We start from the raw sequence: 21,796 nt of genomic DNA, 5'->3' as shown, positions 1-21,796 counted from the left end.
CACGCTCGCCCCCGGCGGGCGCGGGTGCGGCTACGCCTGCGGGTACGGCAGGTGGCCGCTGCTGTTCTCGTTGACCAGGACCGACCGCCCCAACTGCGGGAACGCCCGTTGCGCGCAGGCGGGGCGGTCGCACACCTTGCACCCCGCGCCGATCGGCACGATCGTGGCCGGATCGTCGGTCTGGATTCCACGTGAGTACACCATGCGGTCGGCGTAGGCGATGTCGCAGCCGAGCCCGATCGCAAAGTTGCGCTCGGGGGCCAGGTAGCCGAGGCCACCGCTGTGCGTGGTCCTGGCCACCCACAGGTAGGTTCGCCCGTCGGGCATCTTCGCCACCTGCGTGTGGATCCGGCCCGGGTTGGCGAAGGCCTCGTGGACCACCCACAACGGGCAACTCCCACCCACCCGGGAGAAGTGAAAGGCGGTGGCGGACTGCCGCTTGGAGATGTTCCCGGCGCGATCGGTGCGGACGAAAAAGAAGGGCACCCCGCGCTGGCGGTGCCGCTGCAGCGTGGACAGCCGGTGACAGATGGTCTCGAAGCCGACCTCGAACTTCAGGCTGAGCAGGTCGATGTCGTAGCGCAGTGATTCGGCCGAGTCCAGGAACTGGCTGTACGGCAGGATCAGCGCGCCGGCAAAGTAGTGCGCCAATCCGATCCGCGCCAGTGCCGCGGATTCGGCGCTCAGCGAATCATCTTCCGCGACAATGGAGTCGATCGCCTCGGCCTGCGTCAGGAAGGCCAGCTGCATCGCGATCTGAAAGGCGCGCTGACCGGCGGTGAGCCGCCGCGCCAACGTGAGGGTCGACTTCTTCACGTCGAAGAAACGCTTGGGACCCAATTGATCCGGTTCATCGGTCCGGATCCGCACCGTGACGCCGTGCCGATCGCGCATCAGCCTCGCGAGCTGCAGGTCGAGCGCGCCGATGGTCAGCTCGTTGCGGGTGAACATCTGCTCCGCGGCGTCGTCGAGCCGGGCGATGTGGTTGCGGCGATCGTAGAAGAAGTCGCGAACCTCCTCGTACGGCATCGGAACGCGCGCGGACCCGGCCGTGGCCTCCCCGGACAGCTGCGCCGAGAACTGGTCCAGCTGATCGGTCGCCGCGTGCAGGCGACGGTGCAGCGTCACCAGGGTTCGCCCCACCGCGGGCATGCGGGCCACCAACTCGTCCAGCTCCGCCAGCGAGACGTCGCCGGACTCGGACGTCTCCGCCAGCGCCTGGTGCACATCGGCGACCAGGCGGGCGTCGGAGTCCGCCGCGAAGAACTGGACGTCGAGATCGAACTCGGAGTTGAGCTTGAGGAGCACCGGCACCGTGAGCGGGCGTTGGTCGTTCTCGAGCTGATTGACGTAGCTCGGCGAGAGCCCCAGCGTCTTGGCGAGCGCCAGCTGCGACAGGTGCCGCTCCTCGCGGAGCCGCCGCAGCCGGGCTCCGGCGTACATCTTCTTCATCGGACTCTCCTCGCTTGCCCAGTGAGGGTACCGCGCACCGATTCACAAGATTCGCAAGATCTGCGGTCGCCTCACACAAAAATAGGCAAGTGCAACGTATTTCATGCGCCTCACCCCATGCGTAGCGTGCGAAGGACAGCAGGCCAGGCATCACAACGGAGGATCGATGAAGACACATCTCGTACGCACGCACCGGTCGGCGGAGGCGTTCCCCAAGCCCGAGCACCTGGCCTGGAAGATCGCCGAGGTCGCCACCGACACGGTCGAGGTCCCGGCCGCCACCTCCGAGATGATCGTCAACCGGATCATCGACAACGCGGCCGTGGCGGCGGCCTCCCTCGTCCGCCGCCCGGTGGCCAATGCCCGGGCCCAGGCGCAGGCGCATCCGTACAGCGCCGGATCGACGGTGTTCGGGATCGGCGGAACCTTCTCCCCCGAGTGGGCCGCGTGGGCCAACGGCGTCGCGGTCCGCGAACTCGACTTCCACGACACCTTCCTGGCAGCCGAGTACTCGCACCCAGGAGACAACATCCCGCCGATCCTCGCCGTCGCCCAGCACACGGGTCGTAGCGGTGCCGATCTGGTCCGCGGGCTGGCCACGGGCTACGAGATCCAGGTGGACCTGGTGCGCGCGATCTGCCTGCACGAGCACAAGATCGACCACGTCGCGCATCTCGGCCCCTCCGCCGCCGCTGGCATCGGAACCCTGCTGGGCCTGGACACCGAGACGGTGTACCAGGCCGTCGGCCAGGCGCTGCACACCACCACGGCGACGCGTCAGTCCCGCAAGGGCGAGATCTCCAGCTGGAAGGCGTACGCACCGGCGTTCGCCGGCAAGATGGCCGTCGAGGCCGTGGACCGAGCGATGCGCGGCGAGGGCGCACCATCACCGATCTGGGAGGGCGAGGACGGCGTCATCGCCTGGCTGCTCGGCGGACCGAAGGCCGAGTACCAGGTTCCTCTGCCCGGACCTGGCGAGGCCAAGCGCGCGATCCTGGACACCTACACCAAGGAGCACTCGGCCGAGTACCAGAGCCAGGCGCCGATCGACCTTGCCCGCCGGATGCGTGCCCGGATCGGCGATCTGGACCAGATCGCGTCGATCGTCCTGCACACCAGCCACCACACGCATGTGGTGATCGGAACCGGCTCGAATGACCCGCAGAAGTTCGACCCCACCGCGTCTCGGGAGACCCTCGACCACTCGGTGATGTACATCTTCGCCGTCGCCCTGCAGGACGGCACGTGGCATCACGAGCGCTCGTACGCGCCCGAGCGCGCGCAGCACGCGGACACGATCGAGCTCTGGCAGAAGATCTCCACGGCCGAGGATCCGGAGTGGACCCGCCGCTACCACTCGACCGACCCGGACGAGAAGGCGTTCGGCGCCCGCGCCGAGGTGACGCTGAAGAGCGGCGAGGTGATCGTCGACGAGCTCGCGATCACCGACGCACATCCGTTGGGCGCGCGCCCGTTCGCACGGGACCAGTACATCGCCAAGTTCCGCACGCTCGCCGAGGGCGTCGTCGCCCCTGCCGAGCAGGACCGCTTCCTGGACGCCGCGCAACGCGCCCCCGAGCTGAGGTCCGGCGAGCTGAACCAGCTCACGTTCACCGTCGCCGAGGACGTGCTCGACCGCGCACCGAAGTCGCCGAAGGGGCTGTTCTGATGTCGGGCCTGATCGCCGCCGCGACCTCCGCCTCCGACAAGCGGATCGCGTTTCGGCGCGGGCTCACGTCGGGTTCTATCCAGCGCCTGCCCGGGGCGTTCAATCCACTGGTCGCCAAGCTGATCCAGGAGATCGGCTTCGAAGGCGTCTACGTGTCCGGCGCCGTCGTCTCCGCGGACCTCGCGCTGCCCGACATCGGACTGACCACACTGACCGAGGTGGCCGAGCGCGGCAGGCAGATCGCCCGCGTCACCGACCTGCCCGTGCTGATCGACGCGGACACCGGATTCGGAGAACCGATGAGTGCGGCCCGCACAGTCACGCTGCTCGAGGACGCCGGGATCGCGGGCTGCCACCTCGAGGACCAGGTGAACCCGAAGCGGTGCGGACACCTCGACGGAAAGGCCGTGGTGTCGACCGCCGAGATGGTGCGGCGCCTGCGCGCGGCGGTCTCCGCCCGGCGGGACCCGACCTTCGTGATCTGCGCCCGCACCGACGCCGCGGGCATCAATGGAATCGACGACGCGATCGAGCGAGCCAAGGCCTACGCGGACGCAGGCGCCGACCTGATCTTCACCGAGGCCCTGCACACCGAGGCCGAGTTCGAGAAGTTCCGCGCGGCCGTCGAGATCCCGTTGCTGGCGAACATGACCGAGTTCGGCAAGTCCGAACTGATCTCGTCGAAAACGCTCGAGGACATCGGTTTCAACGCGGTGATCTATCCGGTCACCACGCTGCGGCTGGCGATGTTCGCGGCGGAGCAGGGTCTCCGCGAGATCCACACCGAGGGAACCCAATCCGGGCTGCTCGACAGGATGCAGCACCGCAGCCGGCTCTACGAACTGCTCGAGTACGAGCGCTACAACGAATTCGACAGCGGCATCTTCAACTTCCGCATTGAGGAGAGTGGCTCATGACCGAGGCGATTCCGACCATCTACAAGGGCCTCGCGGGCGTCGTCGTCGACACCACCGCGATCTCCAAGGTGGTCCCCGAGACCAACTCGCTGACCTATCGCGGGTACGCGGTGCAGGACCTCGCGGCGCACTGCAGCTTCGAGGAGGTCGCGTACCTGCTCTGGCACGGAGAACTCCCCACGCCCGCGCAGTTGGAGCTGATGTGCCAGCGCGAACGCGCGGCGCGCCGGGCCGACCGCTCGCTGCTGTCGCTGCTGGCGAAGATGCCCGACAACTGTCACCCGATGGACGTCGTGCGCACCGCGATCAGCTACCTCGGCGCGGAAGACCCTGCGGAGGAGGACAACTCGCCCGAGGAGAACCTCGCGAAGGCACTGCGGATGACGGCGGTGCTCCCGACGATCGTCGCGGCCGACTTCCGGCGCAGGCGCGGGCTCGATCCGATCGCACCGCACTCACATCGGGGTTTCGCGGAGAACTTCCTCAACATGTGCTTCGGCACCGTTCCCGACCCGGCGATCGTGCGGGCCTTCGAGGTGTCGCTGATCCTGTACGCAGAGCACAGCTTCAACGCCTCGACCTTCGCCGCGCGGGTCGTCACCTCGACGCTCTCGGACATCTACAGCGCGGTGACCGCCGCGATCGGCGCCCTCAAGGGCCCGCTGCACGGCGGCGCCAACGAGGCCGTCATGCACGACATGCTCGAGATCGCCACCCCCGACCGTGCCGAGGAGTGGCTGCTCGCCAAGCTCGCCGCCAAGGAGAAGGTGATGGGCTTCGGGCACCGGGTCTACAAGAACGGCGATTCGCGGGTGCCGACGATGAGGTCCGCGCTGGCCGATGTCGCCGCGCAGACCGGCGGCGAGAACTGGGTGCGGATCTACGAGGTCCTCGAGAAGACGATGGTCGGCGCGACGGGCATCAAGCCGAACCTCGACTTCCCTACCGGGCCCGCGTACTACCTGATGGGTTTCGACGTGGAGATGTTCACGCCGATCTTCGTGATGAGCCGGATCACCGGGTGGACCGCGCACATCATCGAGCAGAGCGGCTCCAACGCACTGATCCGTCCACTCAGTCAGTACTCGGGGTGCCGCAGCGCACGGTCGTCGCCTGAGTCCGGGGTCAGCAGGCGCGCAGCACACCGCGCAACGCCTCGGCGGACGCCCTGTCGATGGGCAGCCCGTACTGCCGCAGCACCGAGGTGTAGCGATGCGCGTAGTCGCAGCGGAAGGCCTCGTTCGGCGGCATCCAGCTGGCGGGGGTGTGCGAGGCCTTGGCGAAATTGGCCGCCCCCGCAACCGCGATGAGGTTCGCGGGGTCGTTCGCGAACCTCGCCCGCAGTTCCGGGGTCCAGGTGCTCGCGCCGATGTCCCAGGCGAGGGCCAGCGAGACGATGTGTTACCGGCGGTCCTTCGAGGGTGGCGATGACGCTGCCACAAGGTATTGGCGGTGCTGACTCATGTGTGACCCGTTGTGACGTTCGGAGTCGAGGCGCTTGCCTTGACTCTGACACCGTCCCCCTTCCGATCTAGGCGCCATCGTCCGGCAGTAGGCTCCTGGCCTTGCGCGACGGGCCAGGGCGGCACCCAGCGGATAGCTTTAATTAGCAACAGCATTCACGCAAGCAGCAGCAAGGCATCTACCCGCCGGGCCTCAGCGGGACTCGGCACTCCCGAGCCACCCCAGGCAGAAGCATCGCCCACGATTGCCCTTCGAAAGGTGAATCTTCAAGGCCCAAAGAACCGCTCAAGATATGAGGTCGAAGGTGCTAGCGGTAGAGATGACTCGTGTCGGAGGGATCAAGGACGACGATTGCTGCAAGTGCCGCGGAACTCCAAATCCCAGTGTCGATTCGACCCTCGCGAAGAGTGGTGGAATGTGAAGATGAGCCGTGACGATTGAGAGCGACATCATCGAGTGGGCACTGCAGCGGCCCGGGTGGCAGCAGGATGTCTTGGTTGCGCTCGCCAACGGCGAAGCGTACGACTCGAAGCGGATCGAGCAGTTGGTCGACGATATCTTGGCGGGCACCAACATCGAACCGAGCCAGGAAGCCAAGGGAATCTCGGTCAAATCGCCGGACATCGAACAAGTGCAATTGATTGCCATTGCTGACCTTAACGGGGTGAATGCCCTTGCGGACGGTCAACGGCTCGACTTCGCGACGAACGGACTAACGATCGTCTACGGCGACAACGGCAGCGGCAAGTCAGGGTATGCACGACTAATCAAGGCAACCGTGAGTGCCCGGCATCGCTCCGCTGTCCTACCGAATGTTTTCAGCGAAGCACCAGCCGAGCCCTCGGGTGTGCTTCACTTTAGCGTCGCAGGCGTCGAACGACAGCAGGCAGTCTTGGCTAGCCCACCTCCCGAGTTCCTCCGAATGAGCTTCTTTGACGAGCACTGCGGCGACGAGTATCTGACGAAAGAATCAACAATCTCCTATCGCCCGTCCGCCCTGAACCTGCTGGACGGTCTCATACAGATATGTGACAGCGCACGTAGCGAGATTGCGGCCCGAATCAAGACCAACGAATCAACCGCTCTGAGACTGGATGTTCCCCCGACGACGACATCGGGGGCGTTCCTCGCCACGCTCACCGCCTCCACCACCGAAGCGCAGGTCGATGCAGCGACAGCGCTGACAGACGGGACGAACGCGCGCCTCGCCACCGTCCTCCAGGAAGAATCACGCCTGACATCAAGCAATCCGCAGCGAGAAAAGACACGACTAACGACGCTGGCGAAGCAGGTGAAAAGTCTTGCGCAAGACCTGAACCTATTAATCAGGGCACTGGATTCCGAGGCGACCGATTCACGTGCCAAGCTCCGATCTGACGCAATGAGTGCGCGTGCGGCGGCGTCCGTCGCCGCGGCGAACTCGTTCGATGATGAGCCGCTTGTCGGAGTCGGTTCCGAGACATGGCGTGCCCTCTGGAACACAGCGCGAGCCTATTCAGTCACCGAGGCTTACCATTCGCACGACTTCCCGGCTACAGGTGATGCGGCAGTCTGCGTTTTGTGCCAGCAAGACCTCGACGTGAGTGCCAAGGAGCGCTTACGCCGGTTCGAGCAGTACATGGCAGACACCACCGAACGTGACGCCGTAGCGGCGGAACGCAGCTACGAGGAAGCCATGGAAGAGTTGCGATCATTGGAGGTTGCGACTCCAGTCCGAACGTCCGCACTTACGGCGCTCGAAGCTCATAGCGCGAGCCTTTGTGATACCGCGACCGCACTACTCACGAAGATTGAAGAACAGCGTGATGCAGTCGTACGCCACCTCACAACAGACGAGGCTGCCCCGACGCCGATACCTGAAGTTGATCTACCGGAGAAGCTCATCACTCTCGCCGAGGAACTTGAACGTCAGGCCACAGCGACAGACTTATCACAGTTCCAGGCAACTCTCTCAGCGGCGACGAAGGAGAAGACGGAACTCCAAGCGAGTGTTCGCCTCTCGGAGTCTGCTGCTCGAGTCAAAGCAGAGACTGGGCGGCTACGAGACCTGATGGGGCTCAAGCAAGCGCGTAGCGCAGCAGACACAAGCAGCATCACCCAAAAAGCGGCATCACTGACTCGCGAATACGCGACAGACCGCATCGTCGACCAGTTCACCCGAGAGACAGATCGTCTCAGGTTGCAGAAGGTCACCCTGCAGGATCTGGGTGGACGAAAGGGTCAACTTAACCAGAAGCCCGGACTCCTCGGTGCGACCAGAGGAATCACTGCTCCGAGTGTGCTGAGCGAAGGAGAGCAAACCGCGCTAGGGCTTGCCGGTTTCTTCACCGAAGCGGTCTTCGATGAGTCGCGGTCGGCCATCATTTTCGACGACCCTGTCACTTCACTGGACCACGTACGTCGAGACAAGGTTGCAGAACGCCTGGCTCAGCTCGCACGAGACCGGCAGGTCGTGGTATTCACCCATGATGTTGCCTTCACCGGCGATCTGACTGCGGCAGCTGACAGCGAAGGAGTTGCGCTCACAGAGCGGGCTGTCGAGCGACGCGGGATCGAGCCCGGCATCTGCATCAAGGCATTCCCATGGAAGGCAAAGGACTTCGCCTCCCGAATTGACCATCTCAAGGTCGAACTTGCAAAGCTCACGAAGGAAAGACCAAACCTTGTGCAGGACGAATGGGAGGAGAAAGTCGCGTCCTGGGCTGGGCGCTTGTCGGAGGCGTGGGAACGCAGCGTGACGACTGAGATCATGAATCAAGTCTTTGACCGCGGCAGTTCGCAAGTGCGGATGCTGAAGTTTCGCATACTCACAAAGATCACCGAAGCCGACAACCAAGATCTTCAAGAAGGTTACGGTGCGACATCCAAGTGGGGACGGCGCCACGACAAAGCCGCTGAGACCAACTACGTCGCACCTGAACCCGCCGATCTTGAGCGGGAGCTCACGCGACTCACAGAATGGCAGAAGAGAATCAAGCGATATCTCTAGGTACCCACAACTCGATCGGCGCCAGGGAGCCGGGTGTTGTTGGTTTGAAGAACCGACTGTCGTCCGGGCAAGCGCAACCTCCGCAGTCGTCGGTCAGCAATTCCGCAGGACCCCGCGCAACGCCTCGGCGGACGCCCTGTCGATGGGCAGCCCGTACTGCCGCAGTACCGAGGTGTAGCGATGCGCGTAGTCGCAGCGGAAGGCCTCGTTCGGCGGCATCCAGCTGGCGGGGGTGTGCGAGGCCTTGGCGAAATTGACCGCCCCCGCAACCGCGATGAGGTTCGCGGGGTCGTTCGCGAACCTCGCCCGCAGTTCCGGGGTCCAGGTGCTCGCGCCCATGTCCCAGGCGAGGGCCAGCGAGACGATGTGGTCGATCTGGACCGCGTTGCTGGTGTCCTCCCCGTGTTGGAACGCGATGACGGCGCCGCTGTACGGGTCGTGCAGGGTGCCGCTCCGCACCGCCCACGGACAGCGCCAGATGTCGAAGTTCACCCGGTCCACCAGGTCCCGCTCGAGGATGTCGTTGCGGGTGTCGCAGCCGTTGCGGCCCAGCGGGGCATCGGTGTCGTCCGTCCACGCGGGGCCGAAGTCCTCGCGGTCGTAGCCGGGCACCTTGGTGCGCTTGGCCACGACCGCGATGCCCGCCAGCGGATCGGGCGCCGGATCGCCCACCGGCGTGGTGCTCACCGCACCGGATCCGGCGACGGTCGGGTCGCTGTCCGTCCCGCGGGACTGCAGTAACCCGACCGCGATCAGGATCGCGACGGCAAGCAACACCACCAGCCCGAGACCGCCGCGAAAACCCAGACGCCGCATGGCTTCAGTATGCGTGAGCCGGACCGGTCTCGGCGTCAGCCCAGCGTGTGCAGGACCCTCGAGGTCGCCGCGTATGCCCGCCCGTAGTCGGCCGCGGCGAGCGCCTCCACCTCGCCGATCTCGGCCACCCGCTGCCAGCTCCGGGAAAGGTCGCTCCGCCAGGCCGTGCCGCCGGCGTCGACGCCCCACAGCGATCCGTCCGCGCCCGCCGAGACGATCACCAGGTCCGGAGCGCCCTCGACGACCGTGAACGACAACGCCACATCGGTGCTGCGCTGCAGTCCATCCGGCGTCACGGCCCAGACCCCGTCCGCAGCTATCGCGAGCGAGGCGGCTGGCAGGGCCGCGCCGGCGGCCCAGGTCGTTCCCCGGTCGGTGGACACCCGGAGCCCGCCGGTTCCGTCGAACCCGACCAGCAGCTCACCGTCGGAGGCGAGAGCGTGGAAATCGACCTCGCCCGCCAGCGACCTCGCCCGCCACGTTCGGCCGCCGTCGGTGCTCTCCTTGAGCCCCAGCGGGTTCGGGGCGGCACTCGACGGACCGGGGTGCCCCGACGAGTAGAGGGTGTCGGTCTGTGCCACACCCGCCAGGCCCATGAGATCGTCGTCCCTCGCGCCCACGCGCTCGGTCCGGCCCGAGGTGCCGACGGCATACAGGCCGGTGTGGGTGCCCGCCAACACCGTCCCGCGGGTGGCGACATGCAATCCGTGCAGGTGGTCGAGCGCCGGTGCCATCGGCACCGACTGCATCCGCGGACTCGGTGCTGCCGCTGCGTCGAGCGCACTGTCGGCACCGCCCCCGAACATCCCGCGATGACCAGAGTGACGGCAGTGACGCCGCACAACCTGAGACGACCTGTCGATCTGTGGGTTGTGGTCGGGCGCGGTCGCCGCCCACCGTGGATTCGATCGATCACACACGCTCCTCATCGGGTCCCGGCGGACTCCCATCTACTGAGTTGCATAGTAGATGGGAGTCCCGTCAGCGGTCAGCCGGCCGCGGTCACCGAATCCCCCTCGCGGGCGGTCTCGTCCCGCGCCGGGGGCCGGTCCAGTCGGCCCGAATGCTCGAGCAGGTACAGCGAACCGACGCAGGCGATTCCGACGATCGTGAGCACCACCCACGTCACCGCCCCCATGCCCGAATCGCGCGCCCTCCCGAACACCGCGCCGGTACCGAGGTTCCCGAGCAGGATGCCGACCCCGACCACCGTGTTGTAGAAGCCGTAGTGCGTCGCGATGAGACGACCACCCGACAGCGCGACGATCGTGTCCATCTCGAAGGGGAACACCGCCGCCGTCCCGACCGCCAGCAGGCCCGCGGTCAGGAGCAGCGCACCGGCCGCGGGCCACCATCCGAACCCCTTCCCCGACACCACGATCAGCGGCACGAACGCGCTCGCCATCACGGCCATCCCGACGACCAGACTTCGGCCCGAGCCCCACCGACCGGCGAACCACGACGTGATCCGGAGCTGACCCGCGATCGCCACCACCCCCGACACGACGAACACCGACGTGACCAGCACGGTCTCGGAGCGAGAGTCCCCCGCCGCCACGGCGGCCTGCAACGGCAGCGCGAGATAGACCTGGAACGAGAGCACATAGGACCCGATCATCGCCACCGCGAACAGCACGAACGGACGATTCGAGACGACCAGGCGCCAACCGTCGAGGACGGAGGTCCTTGATGCGCCGGTCCCGTCCCGCCGCGTCGGCAGGGCCCAGATCTGCACGACGGTCAGTACCGCGAACACCGACGCCGCGACCATTGCCGTGGCTCGAAAGTCCAAGGCCGTCAGGGCCAGGCCGACGAGGGGGCCAACCAGGATCCCCGCCTGGTAGAAGACGTTGAACACCGCGAAGGCCTCGACCCGACGCGGGCCCGAGTCGGCGGCGAGGTAAGCACGCACAGCCGGGTTGAACAGCGCTCCCGCGAACCCGGTCGCGACTGCGGCCACGAGGACCGCGGGCAGGGAGTCGACCATCGCCAGCAGGAGGAATCCGCCGGTTCGCAACAGGCACCCCGCGACGATCAGCGGCTTGTAACCCCAACGGTCGGCCAGTGTGCCGCCGACCAGGAACATGCCCTGCTGCGAGAAGTTGCGGACACCGAGTACCAGCCCGACTGCCCAGGCCGCCAGCCCGAGCGGGCCCGCGAGGTACCCCGCGAGATACGGCATCAGCATGTAGAAGCCGACGTTGATCGAGAACTGGTTGACCATCAGGACCCGGCTGGGCCGGTCGAAGCTTCGGAACCCCCGATCAGACCCCTCATGCGCGCGACCCGCTCGGATCGATGACCGTGGCGCAGCGGGTCCACCTGTCGACAACCTGGTCATCGGGTCGCTGGATCGTGACGGGCCCTGCCGGTGGCGGGTCGCCGAGAAGTCCGTTCGCCGCACAGAACTCGTCGTTGTACACGGTGTCGAAATACCGCTGCGGCCCGTCCGGGAAGATCGCCGCCACCCGGACGTCTGGGCCCGAGTTCCGCGCCACCCAGCCCGCGGTCAGCGCGACGGCCCCGACGCTCCACCCGCCGCTCGCGTGATGGGTCGCGGCCAGGGTCCGGCACGACCACACCGCCTCCGACGCCGCCACCCAATGGACCTCATCGAACGCCGGGTAGTCGACGTTCGCGGGGTAGATGCTCGAACCGAGGCCGCGCATGATCCGGGTTCCCGCCGGCTGGCCGAAAATCGTCGAGCCGACCGTGTCGACCCCCACCAATCGGAGATCGGGGCAGTACTGGCGCAGCACCCTCGCCACGCCCGCCGAGTGCCCCCGGTCCCCACCGAACAGACCAGCACGTCGACCCGGCCGAGCTGTGCGATCAGCTCGAGCGCGAGTGAGCCGTACGCGTCGACGTTGTCGGGATTCTGATACTGGTCCGGGCACCAGGATCCAGGATTGCGCACGAGGAGCTGGTGCACCCGGTCCCGGCGGGCCTGCTGCCACCCGCCGGTCGCGTGGGGTTCGGTGACCAACTCAACCCTCGCCCCGCAGGCGGCGAGCAGGTGGTGCACGATCGGTTCCATGCCCGGATCGGTGACGAGGGTGACCGGGTGCCGATGCACGATCCCCGCCAGGGCCAACCCGAGACCCAATGTGCCGCTTGTCGATTCGATGATCATGGCGCCCGGGGCCAGATCACCCCTTAGCTTCGCCCGCTCGACCATGTGCAGCGCGGGTCGATCCTTCATCCCACCGGGGTTGGCCCCCTCGAGTTTCGCCCAGAACCCGCGGCCGGCGTCGGCAAACGGCTCACCTATCCAGAGCACGGGCGTGTTCCCCACCATCGTGCTCGGCTGCGGGCAGCGCCCCGCGGTGGTCAGCAATTGCGCCGCGGGCGGCGTCGAAAGCTGGGTCGACGGTGCATGATCGATCGTGGTCGCAAGAGTATTCATGTGACATCAAGTCCCTGTGTGTCGCTGCGCTCGGCGCAGGCGGGTGATCGGTGACAGCGATGACCGACCGCCGAGGAGTCTCGGAGGCGGTCCACGACCGATCAGCACCTGTCGATACACAGCTCGATCAGGACCACGCGCCCGCGGCGCGCGGGCGCGGACACCACGGGTGAGGACCGCGTGGTTTGCGGGGACCACAACACCGAAGCGGCCACCACAGCGACCATCGCCACTGCGATGGCCAGCAGGCGGAACGGGTTGTCGACGCGCGGCAACGAGGCGAGCGAGTGTTCCTCGTGGGCCACGTGCTCCGCGACATCTCCGATGTGGGTGTGCGCAGGCGAGAGTTCGGTCTCGATCGCTGTGGCCGACAGCGTGTGCGCGGGATCCGGCTCGGCACCGTGCGCGAATGCGAACCCGCACTGCAGGATCGTGTGTGCAAGCAGATAGACGACGCCCACGACGACCGCTGCACGCACGCGGGGTTGCCCGATCACAGGGCCATCGGCGGGCACCACATGACGCCGGTGACCGCGGTCAGTCCGGGAACCAACACGAGTGTGGCGACCGCGACGCTCGCCAGCGCCAACTGCGCCCGCGCACGCACCCGGTCCGGTCCGGGAGCGGGCGCGGCCAGACGGCCCGCCCTGTCCAGCACTGCGACCGACGTGGCGCCCATTCCCTGGGCGGGAATCGGCCCGGAGCCTGCCAGGGCGATCAGCCCGGCGAGCAGCGCGCCCCGCCCGTGGATCCGTGTCGCCGCGTCGTCCGCGCACATCTCCAGCAAACGCGAGACCTCGGCGGCCCCTGTGGTGAACAGCGCCACCCGCGGGAGAACCCCCGCCAGCACCCGGAGCACGGCGAGCAACTGCGGGTGGTGGCCGTCCAGGTGTGCTCGTTCGTGGGCGAGGATGGCGTCGAGCTCGTGCGAAGCGAGTGCGTCCAGAGCGGAACTGGTGACGACGATGACGTGCGGGCGCCCCGGCACGCAGTAGGCGGCACGCTCACCGGCGTCGAGGACGAGGGCGTCGACTCCGTCGACGCGCCGCGCCACCATCCGGGTGTCGTGTGCATGGGCGTGAGTACGCCTGCGCGCGACCGCAAGTCCCCCGATCAGCCGCCACCCGACGATGACCGCGACCACGGTTGCCGACACGAGCAACCCGAGTTGCACTCCGACGGTTCCGCCGTCACCGAGGACCCCCGCAGGAACTGCAGGCAAGACCCGACGACCGACTCCCCCGCGACAGGCATCGCGTGCGGCAGTTCGATGGCGAGCAGGATGGCACCCGCGACCCACGAGACCACCGCGCTGCCGATGGCGGTGACCCACGCGGCCACCCCCAGCCGGGGTGCGTTGCCGTGATGTGCCCATCGGGTCAACACCGAAGGCGCGAACACTGCGATCGACACCGAGTAGATCAGCAGACACGCCCCCGCGCTCATCAGGCCCCTCAGGCCCGGCGAGACGGCGCAGCGCGTCGCGCAGCGTGGCCGATTCCTCGTCGCTCATCTGCTCGATGAAGTGGGTCAGGACGATGTCGGATCGCCCGCCACCGTCGAAGGCCTCCCGCATCAGCCGCGCGGTGTGTTGCTCCCTCGTCATCGTGGGCCAGTAGGCGAAGGCCTTGCCGACGCGTTCCCGCTCGAGCCAGCCTTTGCGGTGCAGGTTGTCCATCGTGGACATCACCGTGGTGTAGGCGATCTCGCGATCGGCGGACAGCTCGTCGAAAACCTCACGAACCGTCGTCGCCCGCTCACGGCTCCACAACCGATCCATCACGGCCGCCTCGAGCTCGCCGAACCCCCGCACCCGCACCGTCGCCTCCCTCCGTCGCCCGCACCCAAGAGTATGGCGAAGTTGCCATCTACTATCTACGTACGTAAATAGTAGATTACGCTGACCCGGGTCCGGAACCACCGCGGCCCGCCCCTGCGACCAAGACGGAAGGCTCGAGACGCAATGACCGTGCTCGCCCAGGACTGGGGCACCAGCTTCCAATCAGTCGCGGCATCGGGGCCGCTGCTGCTCGCCTTCGGTGCCGCGGCCCTGGCCGGACTGATCTCGTTCGCCTCGCCGTGCTGCATTCCACTGGTGCCCGGCTACCTGTCCTACCTGGCGGGCATCTCGGGTGCCGAGATATCTGCAGGGTCCGGGCGCGGAGGCGTCACGACCATCACCGCGCGTGCCGCGCGCTGGCGCGTCACCGGGGCAGCCCTGTTGTTCGTCGCGGGGTTCACCGTCGTGTTCGTGCTCGCGACCGCGTCCGTATTCGGACTCATCAGTGCACTGCAGATCAACCGGGATCTGCTGCAACGGCTCGGCGGTGTGGTCGCGATCGCGATGGGGCTGACGTTCATCGGACTCTTCCCCGCGCTGCAACGGGACCTACGACCGCGCCCGCGACGGATCCCCACCTGATCGGGGCCCCGCTGCTCGGCGGCGCATTCGGCCTGGGCTGGACCCCATGCCTGGGCCCCACGCTCGCCGGGGTGCTCTCCGTCGCCGCCGGCACCGAGGGCACCACCGCGGCACGGGGCGTTGTGCTCATCGTCGCCTACTGCCTCGGCCTCGGATTGCCGTTCATCGCACTGGCCTTCGGGTCCAACCGGGCGATGAGCGGTGTCGGATGGCTGCGCAGGCACTCGCGCACCGTGCAAATCGTCGGCGGCGTCACGCTGATCGCGGTCGGGCTGGCTCTGGTCACCGGCGTATGGCAGCTGTTCGTCGCGTGGATTCGCGACGAGTTCGTCAGCTCGGTGGTGCTCCCGATCTGACCGGATACCCGTCGACCCCCACCAACCCGAAGGGACCCCATGATGCGCTCGACGAAAACCCGCGTCGCCCACCGACGAATCGCCCGCTCGACCGCCTGTGTCCTCGCCGCCGCGGCCACATCCGCCATGGCGGCCGGGACCGCGGCCGCGGTGTCGCCGACCGACGCTGCAGACACCTCACTCGTGGGATTGGTGGCAGGCCTGCTGGCCTCGACACCGGACGACACGGCCGACGCACTCGTCGACCCCACCCTGTGGCAGACGATCGCGAACATCACCAGCGCCAGCCTGGAGAACGCTAGCGCCAACGGATCGCTCGTGGACCTGGCATCTGCCCAACGGAGCCTGTCGGAATGCTTGAGCCCGTACGGCGTGGCAGATGCCGAGGTAGCGGTGGCGGCCTGTGCGGACGAGTTCACGACGATCGATCCGATGATCATCGTACGACTGCTGGACGCGATCGAACTCGGCCCGACGGAGAGCACACATCCGAGCATGAACCAGGATGTCACCGAAACCCCCAGCGGCGAAACCGATTCCACCCTGGACATCACAGAAACCGCAGAGGGCGGATCGAGCAGCGACCTCTCCACCGGCCCGTTCGTGGCACCGACCGCCGGCAGCGTCACCTCGACCTTCGGAGACGGACGCAGGCACCAGGGCATCGACATTGCGAACACGCTCGGGTCCCCCATCGTCGCGGTTGCCGACGGCGAGGTGATCAGCGCGGGCCAGGCGCAGGGCTTCGGGCTGTGGATCAGGATCAGGCACGACGACGGAACGGTCACCACCTACGGCCACAACAACGACAACGCCGTGTCGGTCGGCCAGCGGGTGCGGGCCGGTCAACGGATCGCGACCGTCGGCAATCGCGGCAACTCCACCGGCCCGCACCTACATTTCGAGGTGGAATCACCGTCGGGCGACAAGGTCGACCCCATCGAATGGCTCGCATCGCGGGGCGCGTCGATCCTCGGTCCCGACGACTGACCGAGGCACTCACACCGGCGAGCGATCACCGCGCCCGATCATGACTTCTCCAGGTATTCGATCCGGTCGGCGTCGATCGCGGCGGTCACCATCGAGGCCAGGCCCGGATGCCGGGCCAGGTCTGGATCGGCGTCGATCACCGCGCGCGAGAACTCGCGTGCGGCCACGATCACGTCCTCGTGGTCGAGCAGTGACAGCAGCCGGAGGGTGGTGGTGCTGCCGGACTGCGCGGCACCGAGCACGTCGCCCTCGCGCCGCTGCGCGAGGTCGAGTTGGGCGAGCTCGAAGCCGTCGTTCGTGCCCGCAACCGCGGTCAGTCGTTCGAACGGCGGGGAGCCGGGCTTCGTGTCCGTGATGAGCAGGCACAGCCCTGATGGGCACCGCGACCGACCCGGCCGCGGAGCTGGTGGAGCTGACTGACGCCGAACCGGTCCGCGTCCTTGAGCACCATCACGGTCGCGTTCGGCACGTCCACCCCGACCTCGACGACGGTGGTGCACACCAGCACGTCGATCAGTCCCGCGGTGAAATCGCGCATCACCGCGTCCTTCTCGTCCGCGGGCAACCGGCCGTGCAGCAGGCCGACCCGCAGATCGGACAGCGGGCCGAACCGCAGCTCCTCGAACAGCGCCAACGCCGCCGTCGTGGGCTGCTCCTTCGCGTCCGGGGCGTCGTCGCCCTCGCCGATCCGCGAGCACACCACGTAGGCCTGCCTGCCGTCGGCGACCTCCTCGCGGATCCGTTCCCAGGCGCGGTCCACCCACGCAGGCTGGGTCAGGGCGGGCACGACCTTGCTGACGATGGGCGAACGCCCGCCGGGCAGCTGCCGCAGCGTCGAGGTCTCCAGGTCGCCGAGCACGGTCATCGCGATGGTCCGGGGAATGGGCGTCGCCGTCATCACCAGCAGGTGCGGGCTGAGCCCCTCGCGTGCCCGGCCACGCAACTCGTCGCGCTGCTCGACGCCGAACCGGTGCTGCTCGTCGACCACCACCATGCCGAGGTTGAAGAACTCGACGCCGTCCTGGATGAGGGCGTGGGTGCCGATCACGATCCCTGCGTCGCCCGTCACCGCCTCCAGCAACGCGGCGCGGCGAGCCGCGACCGACATCGACCCGGTCAGCAGGGTCACCCGCGTGGCCAGCTCGTCGGCGCCGAGTTCGCCTGCCATGGCGAGGTTTCCGAGCATCTGCCGTAGTGAGCGGGCATGCTGCGCGGCGAGCACCTCAGTCGGCGCCAGCAGCGCGCACTGGTAGCCGGCATCGATCACCTGCAGCATGGCGCGCAAAGCGACGACGGTCTTACCCGAGCCGACCTCACCCTGCAGCAACCGGTTCATCGGGTGTGCCCGGCCGAGGTCTGCCGAGATCTCCTCGGCGACCGCGTGCTGCCCTCGGTCAGAGTGAACGGCAGCCGCGTCTCGAATGCGGCGGCGACACCGTCGGGCTTCGGCGGGCAGGCGGGTGCCACCCGTCCCGCCACCTCGTGGCTGCGCTGCGCCAGCACCAACTGCAGCGCGACCGCCTCGTCGAACCGGAGACGCTCGCGGGCGAGATCCACCTCGTCCTTCGTCTCCGGCAGGTGCACCGATCGCAGCGCCTCGTCGAGGCCGATCAGACCGTGCTCACGCCGAATCTCCTCGGGCAACGGGTCCTGTACCTCGTCGAGCTGGTCGAGCACCTGGCGGATGCACCGCAGCAGCGTCCAGCTCTCGACCTCGCGGGTCGCCGGGTACAGCGGGATGAGGTTCCGTTCGAAGATCGACATGTCGACTCCTGCGCCCGGATCCTGTGCGCTGCGCGCCATCCCGGCCAGAGCACCACCGCCGCGCACCTTGCCCGCGGCCACCACCGAACCGTCGTCCTCGTCGCGGTTCGGCAGGATGAGATAGCTGGGGTGCGTGAGCCCCAGCTTGCCCCTGAAGTACTTCACGTTCCCCGAGAACATCGCGCGCACACCGGGTTTGATGGAGTGTGCCACCTTTTGCGGGTTGAAGAAGGTGGCGTCGACGCTCTGCTTGTCGGACGTCAGCACCACCTTGAGCATCTTCCCGCTGCGCGACTTCATCGAGATGATCGCGGCCGAGGTCACCGTCGCCAGAATCGTCAGGTGCGTGCCCTCGGGCGGCTCCTTCTCGCCGAGCTCGGCGCCCTGCGTCGCGTACCGGTGCGGATAGTGCCGCAGCAGGTCCTGCACGGTCTCGATCCCGAACGCCTCCGCGAGCGGCTCCGCGACCTTGCGGCCGAGCAGGTGATCGATCCGATCGGTCAGAGTAGCCATCACACCGCCTATTCGACGCCGAGCTGCAGCAGATCCCCGGACTGCCCGCCCTCGTAGATCAACACCTCGACGCCCTGGTGGCGCGCCGCGACATGCTCCGACAGGAGATCGGCGAAGCCCGCGGGAATCTCGGCCCCCAACAACAACGTCAGCAGTTCGCCGCCGACCCCGAGAACCTGGTCGATCAGGCGCCTGCCCGCCTCGGCCGGGTCGGGCGCGATCACCACGACCTCGCGTCCGATCAGCCCGAGCCCGTCGCCGGCCTCGCAGGTACCCATCAGGGTGAGCGCCCGCTCCGTCGCCACCCGCAAGGATCCCCAGCGCGTCGTCGCGGCTGCCTCGGACATCGCGAACACGTCGTCGACAGCGGCCCGCCCCGGGTCGTGCACTGCAAGGGCGGCAAGCCCCTGCACCATCGACGAGCAGGGCAGCAGGAGCACCTCGTGGCTCTCGTCGCGGGCGGCGACACCGATGGTCACCAGCTCCGGCGCCGAGAGTGCGCCGTTCGGGAGCACCAGCACCTCACCGCAGTCGAGCGCGCGAATCGCGTCGAGCAGCTGCTCGGGGGTGACCGGTTCGTCACAGCGGAGCACCGTCGCACCCTCCCCGCGAAGAGGTCGGCGGCGCCGTCGCCCGCGACGATTGCGAGAACCCCGCGGTCGGTCGCGACCGCCCGCCTGGCCACCGTCCCCGCCCGAGCCTCGTCGAGGGCAAAGCAGGAGATCCGGATGTCGTGGGTGCGGCCCGCGGCGAGTCCGGCCTCGATCGCGGGGCCGGGATCCGAGCAGTGCACGTGCACAGACCAGGAGCCCTCGCCGTCGCCGACGATGATCACCGAGTCGCCCAGCTCACCGAGCCGGGACCGCAAGGTGTCCACCCGTCGCGAATCGGACCCGGAGAGCAGGTACATCACCTCGTAGTCCTGGTCGCCCGGCTCGTCCGCGCAGGTGGACGGCGGTGCGACCACGCCGGGGGTCGCCAGCGTGACCGGCGCGACCACGATGTCCTGGCGCTCGGGTGTCGCCCCCGTGACCACGCCGACGAGCGCGTCCAGAATGACAAGCAGCCCGAGCCCGCCCGCGTCGACCACGCCTGCCGCGCCGAGGACGGAGAGCTGCGAGGGGGTGCGCGCGAGCGCTTCGGCGGCGGCGTCCGCTGCCTCCACGGCCACCACCGACAGCGCCGCGTCGTGCGGGCACCCGTCCGCCGCCGCTGCTGCGTGCCGGAGCACCGTCACGATCGTGCCCTCGACCGGGATGCTGATCGCCTCGGTCGCCAGCACGGCGGCCTCGTTCAGTGCACCGCGCAGCAGCCGGGCGTCCAGCGGCTCGTCACCCGCGACCTCGGCGATCCCACGGAGCACCTGGGACAGGATCACACCGGAGTTACCGCGCGCTCCCGCGACCGCGCCTCGGGCCAGGGCCGCGGCCACCGCACCCACCGAGGCGGCGGGGCCGACGACCTCGGCGCCTTCGGCGGCCGCGCGCATGGTGAACAGGAGATTCGTGCCGGTGTCCGAGTCCGGAACCGGGAAGACATTGAGGCTGTTGATCTCCTCGCAGCGGGCGACCAGGCCGTCCACGCACCGCCGCGACCAACGCAGCAACGCCTCGCCGTCCACGCTGTCCAGGGCAATGAGCAACTCGACTCTTCCTCTCTGCCCTAGTGGTAACTGCTCGGCTCGGCCAGACTATCCTTCTCCACAGACGGTCCGCCCGGCTCCACGTGCGGGACAGGCCGGTTTGGTCAATCAACACGGATACGGTTACTCTTGCAGGGTTGCCTCGCAAGGGTCACTTCGGTGTCCCGTGTTCGTAGGCCAGCACCAAAGAAGATATCCGTACATCAATTCAAGGAGTTCGCGACTATGGCTGCCGTCTGCGACGTATGCGCCAAGGGGCCCGGCTTCGGTAAGTCGGTCTCGCACTCGCACCGGCGTACCAACCGTCGTTGGAACCCGAACATTCAGACTGTCCGGGCCCAGGTTGGACCCGGTACCCGTCAGAAGCTCAACGTGTGCACCTCCTGCCTCAAGGCTGGCAAGGTCGTCCGCGGCTGACGCGTTTCACGCTTTCACGACTGTGCCCCGACACCTCAGGTGTCGGGGCACAGTCGTATCTGCGGCCCGATATGGTTCATCGGTGACTTCACTCGACGGCCTCAGCCACGTCCGCCTCGAAGGCGACGTACTCCGAATCGCAATCGCCACCGCCGACAACGGCACCTCCCTCGACTTCGACGGGGTGAGCCAGGGCACCACCGCCCTGCAGGCCGTGACGGCGGGCACCCTCGCCGCGCGCAGCGTCCTGTTGATCGGCGAGGGCGCCAACTTCTGCGCGGGCGGCAATGTCCGAGCCTTCGCCGCCGCCGAGAACCGCGGCGAGTTCGTCGACTACCTCGCACGCACCCTGCACGACTTCGTCCGTGCGATCGACGCCACCGAGATCCCGGTCGTGGCCGCGGTTCAGGGCTGGGCGGCGGGCGCGGGCATGAGCCTGGTCTGCGCCTCCGACGTCTCCATCGGCGGCCCGTCCACCAAGCTCCGCCCGGCCTACCCCTCGATCGGGTACACCCCGACGGCGGCATGTCCTGGACGCTGCCGCGGATCGTCGGGATCGCCAAGGCCCGCGAGATCCTGCTCACCGACGCGATCATCGGCGGTGACGAGGCGGTGCGGCTCGGCATCCTGAGCAGGCTGGTCGGCGACGACGAGATCCGCGAAGAGGCGCTGCGGGTCGCCCGCACCCTCGCCGCCGGTCCGACCGCCGCATATGCGGGCATCAAGCGCCTGCTCGCCCAGTCGGGTCAGCGTTCGCTGTCCGAGCAGCTGGATGCGGAGACCGCCTCGATCTCGGCCGCGGCCGCAGGCCCGACCGGCCGGGAGGGTGTCGACGCCTTCGTCGAGAAGCGCCGCGCCGACTTCTCCGCCGGCCAGTAGCTCGACCGGTGCACCGGTAGGAGACCACAGGGAGGGCGACCCCGAGAGTTCCGCCCTCCCTGCGGTCGCCGTACGGGCACCTCATGAACGACCCGCCTTG

The 21,796-nt window shown here is 67.8% G+C and carries 12 protein-coding genes and 7 pseudogenes; 8 read left to right on the top strand and 11 right to left on the bottom strand.

What is annotated here, in order from left to right; all coding sequences use genetic code 11:
* Window positions 1-30: 30 nt before the first annotated feature.
* On the bottom strand, window positions 31-1,452 hold the full coding sequence (locus tag BTZ20_RS09555; RefSeq protein ID WP_077041185.1) for a short-chain fatty acyl-CoA regulator family protein: 1,422 nt from the start codon (window positions 1,450-1,452) through the stop codon (window positions 31-33).
* Window positions 1,453-1,618: 166 nt separating this feature from the next.
* On the opposite strand from BTZ20_RS09555, the gene prpD reads away from it, so the two are divergent.
* The 3 genes and pseudogenes from prpD (at window position 1,619) to BTZ20_RS09540 (ending at window position 5,155) form a co-directional block, all read left to right on the top strand.
* Window positions 1,619-3,121, top strand: coding sequence for a 2-methylcitrate dehydratase PrpD (gene prpD, locus BTZ20_RS09550; RefSeq protein WP_077041184.1), 1,503 nt, complete (start codon window positions 1,619-1,621; stop codon window positions 3,119-3,121).
* Complete coding sequence (prpB, locus tag BTZ20_RS09545; RefSeq protein ID WP_077041183.1) at window positions 3,121-4,038, top strand: methylisocitrate lyase; 918 nt, start codon at window positions 3,121-3,123, stop codon at window positions 4,036-4,038. The genes prpD and prpB overlap by 1 nt, the downstream gene beginning before the upstream one ends.
* Window positions 4,035-5,155: pseudogene (locus BTZ20_RS09540) on the top strand (bifunctional 2-methylcitrate synthase/citrate synthase). The gene prpB and the pseudogene BTZ20_RS09540 overlap by 4 nt, the downstream one beginning before the upstream one ends.
* 8 nt (window positions 5,156-5,163) lie before the next feature.
* Here BTZ20_RS09540 and BTZ20_RS09535 read toward each other — a convergent pair.
* Entirely contained in the window at window positions 5,164-5,382 is a 219-nt protein-coding gene (locus tag BTZ20_RS09535; protein ID WP_411269144.1) for a DUF1524 domain-containing protein, read from the bottom strand.
* A gap of 550 nt (window positions 5,383-5,932) precedes the next feature.
* On the opposite strand from BTZ20_RS09535, the gene BTZ20_RS09530 reads away from it, so the two are divergent.
* The gene (locus tag BTZ20_RS09530; RefSeq protein ID WP_077041182.1) at window positions 5,933-8,491 is read left to right on the top strand and encodes an AAA family ATPase; all 2,559 of its coding nucleotides are present in this window, start codon (window positions 5,933-5,935) and stop codon (window positions 8,489-8,491) included.
* A 93-nt stretch (window positions 8,492-8,584) separates the two neighbouring features.
* On the opposite strand, the gene BTZ20_RS09525 is transcribed toward BTZ20_RS09530, so the two are convergent.
* The 7 genes and pseudogenes from BTZ20_RS09525 to BTZ20_RS27925 form a co-directional block, all read right to left on the bottom strand.
* The gene (locus tag BTZ20_RS09525; RefSeq protein ID WP_077041181.1) at window positions 8,585-9,307 is read right to left on the bottom strand and encodes an HNH endonuclease family protein; all 723 of its coding nucleotides are present in this window, start codon (window positions 9,305-9,307) and stop codon (window positions 8,585-8,587) included.
* A 35-nt stretch (window positions 9,308-9,342) separates the two neighbouring features.
* Window positions 9,343-10,113 (bottom strand): F510_1955 family glycosylhydrolase, encoded by a 771-nt coding sequence (locus BTZ20_RS09520; RefSeq protein WP_223263699.1) that lies wholly within the window; start codon window positions 10,111-10,113, stop codon window positions 9,343-9,345.
* Window positions 10,114-10,295: 182 nt separating this feature from the next.
* Entirely contained in the window at window positions 10,296-11,531 is a 1,236-nt protein-coding gene (locus BTZ20_RS09515; protein WP_077041180.1) for an MFS transporter, read from the bottom strand.
* Window positions 11,532-11,580: 49 nt separating this feature from the next.
* Window positions 11,581-12,605 (bottom strand): annotated as a pseudogene (locus tag BTZ20_RS09510) (PLP-dependent cysteine synthase family protein).
* 209 nt (window positions 12,606-12,814) lie between these two features.
* Window positions 12,815-13,192, bottom strand: a complete 378-nt coding sequence (locus BTZ20_RS09505) for a hypothetical protein (protein WP_077043599.1) — start codon at window positions 13,190-13,192, stop codon at window positions 12,815-12,817.
* Window positions 13,193-13,206: 14 nt separating this feature from the next.
* The gene (locus BTZ20_RS29005; protein ID WP_262982594.1) at window positions 13,207-13,770 is read right to left on the bottom strand and encodes a M56 family metallopeptidase; all 564 of its coding nucleotides are present in this window, start codon (window positions 13,768-13,770) and stop codon (window positions 13,207-13,209) included.
* A 405-nt stretch (window positions 13,771-14,175) separates the two neighbouring features.
* Window positions 14,176-14,532: pseudogene (locus BTZ20_RS27925) on the bottom strand (BlaI/MecI/CopY family transcriptional regulator); the annotation flags it as partial.
* Between the two features lie 144 nt (window positions 14,533-14,676).
* On the opposite strand from BTZ20_RS27925, the pseudogene BTZ20_RS09490 reads away from it, so the two are divergent.
* Both BTZ20_RS09490 and BTZ20_RS09485 read left to right on the top strand, forming a co-directional pair.
* Window positions 14,677-15,491, top strand: a pseudogene (locus BTZ20_RS09490) (cytochrome c biogenesis CcdA family protein).
* A gap of 42 nt (window positions 15,492-15,533) precedes the next feature.
* Entirely contained in the window at window positions 15,534-16,481 is a 948-nt protein-coding gene (locus BTZ20_RS09485; RefSeq protein ID WP_077043598.1) for a M23 family metallopeptidase, read from the top strand.
* A gap of 38 nt (window positions 16,482-16,519) precedes the next feature.
* Here the strand turns inward: BTZ20_RS09485 and recG are convergent.
* Both recG and BTZ20_RS09475 read right to left on the bottom strand, forming a co-directional pair.
* Window positions 16,520-18,758 (bottom strand): annotated as a pseudogene (gene recG, locus BTZ20_RS09480) (ATP-dependent DNA helicase RecG).
* A gap of 8 nt (window positions 18,759-18,766) precedes the next feature.
* Window positions 18,767-20,394: pseudogene (locus tag BTZ20_RS09475) on the bottom strand (DAK2 domain-containing protein).
* Window positions 20,395-20,625: 231 nt separating this feature from the next.
* Between BTZ20_RS09475 and rpmB the strand changes: the two are divergent.
* Entirely contained in the window at window positions 20,626-20,817 is a 192-nt protein-coding gene (gene rpmB, locus BTZ20_RS09470) for a 50S ribosomal protein L28 (RefSeq protein WP_072750141.1), read from the top strand.
* Window positions 20,818-20,899: 82 nt separating this feature from the next.
* A pseudogene (locus tag BTZ20_RS09465) lies at window positions 20,900-21,696 on the top strand (enoyl-CoA hydratase/isomerase family protein).
* The last annotated feature ends 100 nt before the right edge of the window (window positions 21,697-21,796 follow it).

Origin of the sequence: Rhodococcus sp. MTM3W5.2, assembly GCF_001984015.1 — a bacterium.
Lineage (GTDB): Bacteria > Actinomycetota > Actinomycetes > Mycobacteriales > Mycobacteriaceae > Rhodococcus_G > Rhodococcus_G oryzae.
This window is presented reverse-complemented; position numbering and strand designations above follow the sequence as displayed.

Bases quoted from the DNA above. Each gene is read 5' to 3' on its own strand.
- BTZ20_RS09555 (WP_077041185.1), bottom strand. From the start codon at position 1,452: ATGAAGAAGATGTACGCCGGAGCCCGGCTGCGGCGGCTCCGCGAGGAG.
- prpD (WP_077041184.1), top strand. From the start codon at position 1,619: ATGAAGACACATCTCGTACGCACGCACCGGTCGGCGGAGGCGTTCCCC.
- prpB (WP_077041183.1), top strand. From the start codon at position 3,121: ATGTCGGGCCTGATCGCCGCCGCGACCTCCGCCTCCGACAAGCGGATC.
- BTZ20_RS09525 (WP_077041181.1), bottom strand. From the start codon at position 9,307: ATGCGGCGTCTGGGTTTTCGCGGCGGTCTCGGGCTGGTGGTGTTGCTT.
- BTZ20_RS09520 (WP_223263699.1), bottom strand. From the start codon at position 10,113: ATGTTCGGGGGCGGTGCCGACAGTGCGCTCGACGCAGCGGCAGCACCG.
- BTZ20_RS09515 (WP_077041180.1), bottom strand. From the start codon at position 11,531: ATGGTCAACCAGTTCTCGATCAACGTCGGCTTCTACATGCTGATGCCG.
- BTZ20_RS29005 (WP_262982594.1), bottom strand. From the start codon at position 13,770: ATGGTGGCGCGGCGCGTCGACGGAGTCGACGCCCTCGTCCTCGACGCC.
- BTZ20_RS09485 (WP_077043598.1), top strand. From the start codon at position 15,534: ATGCGCTCGACGAAAACCCGCGTCGCCCACCGACGAATCGCCCGCTCG.
- rpmB (WP_072750141.1), top strand. From the start codon at position 20,626: ATGGCTGCCGTCTGCGACGTATGCGCCAAGGGGCCCGGCTTCGGTAAG.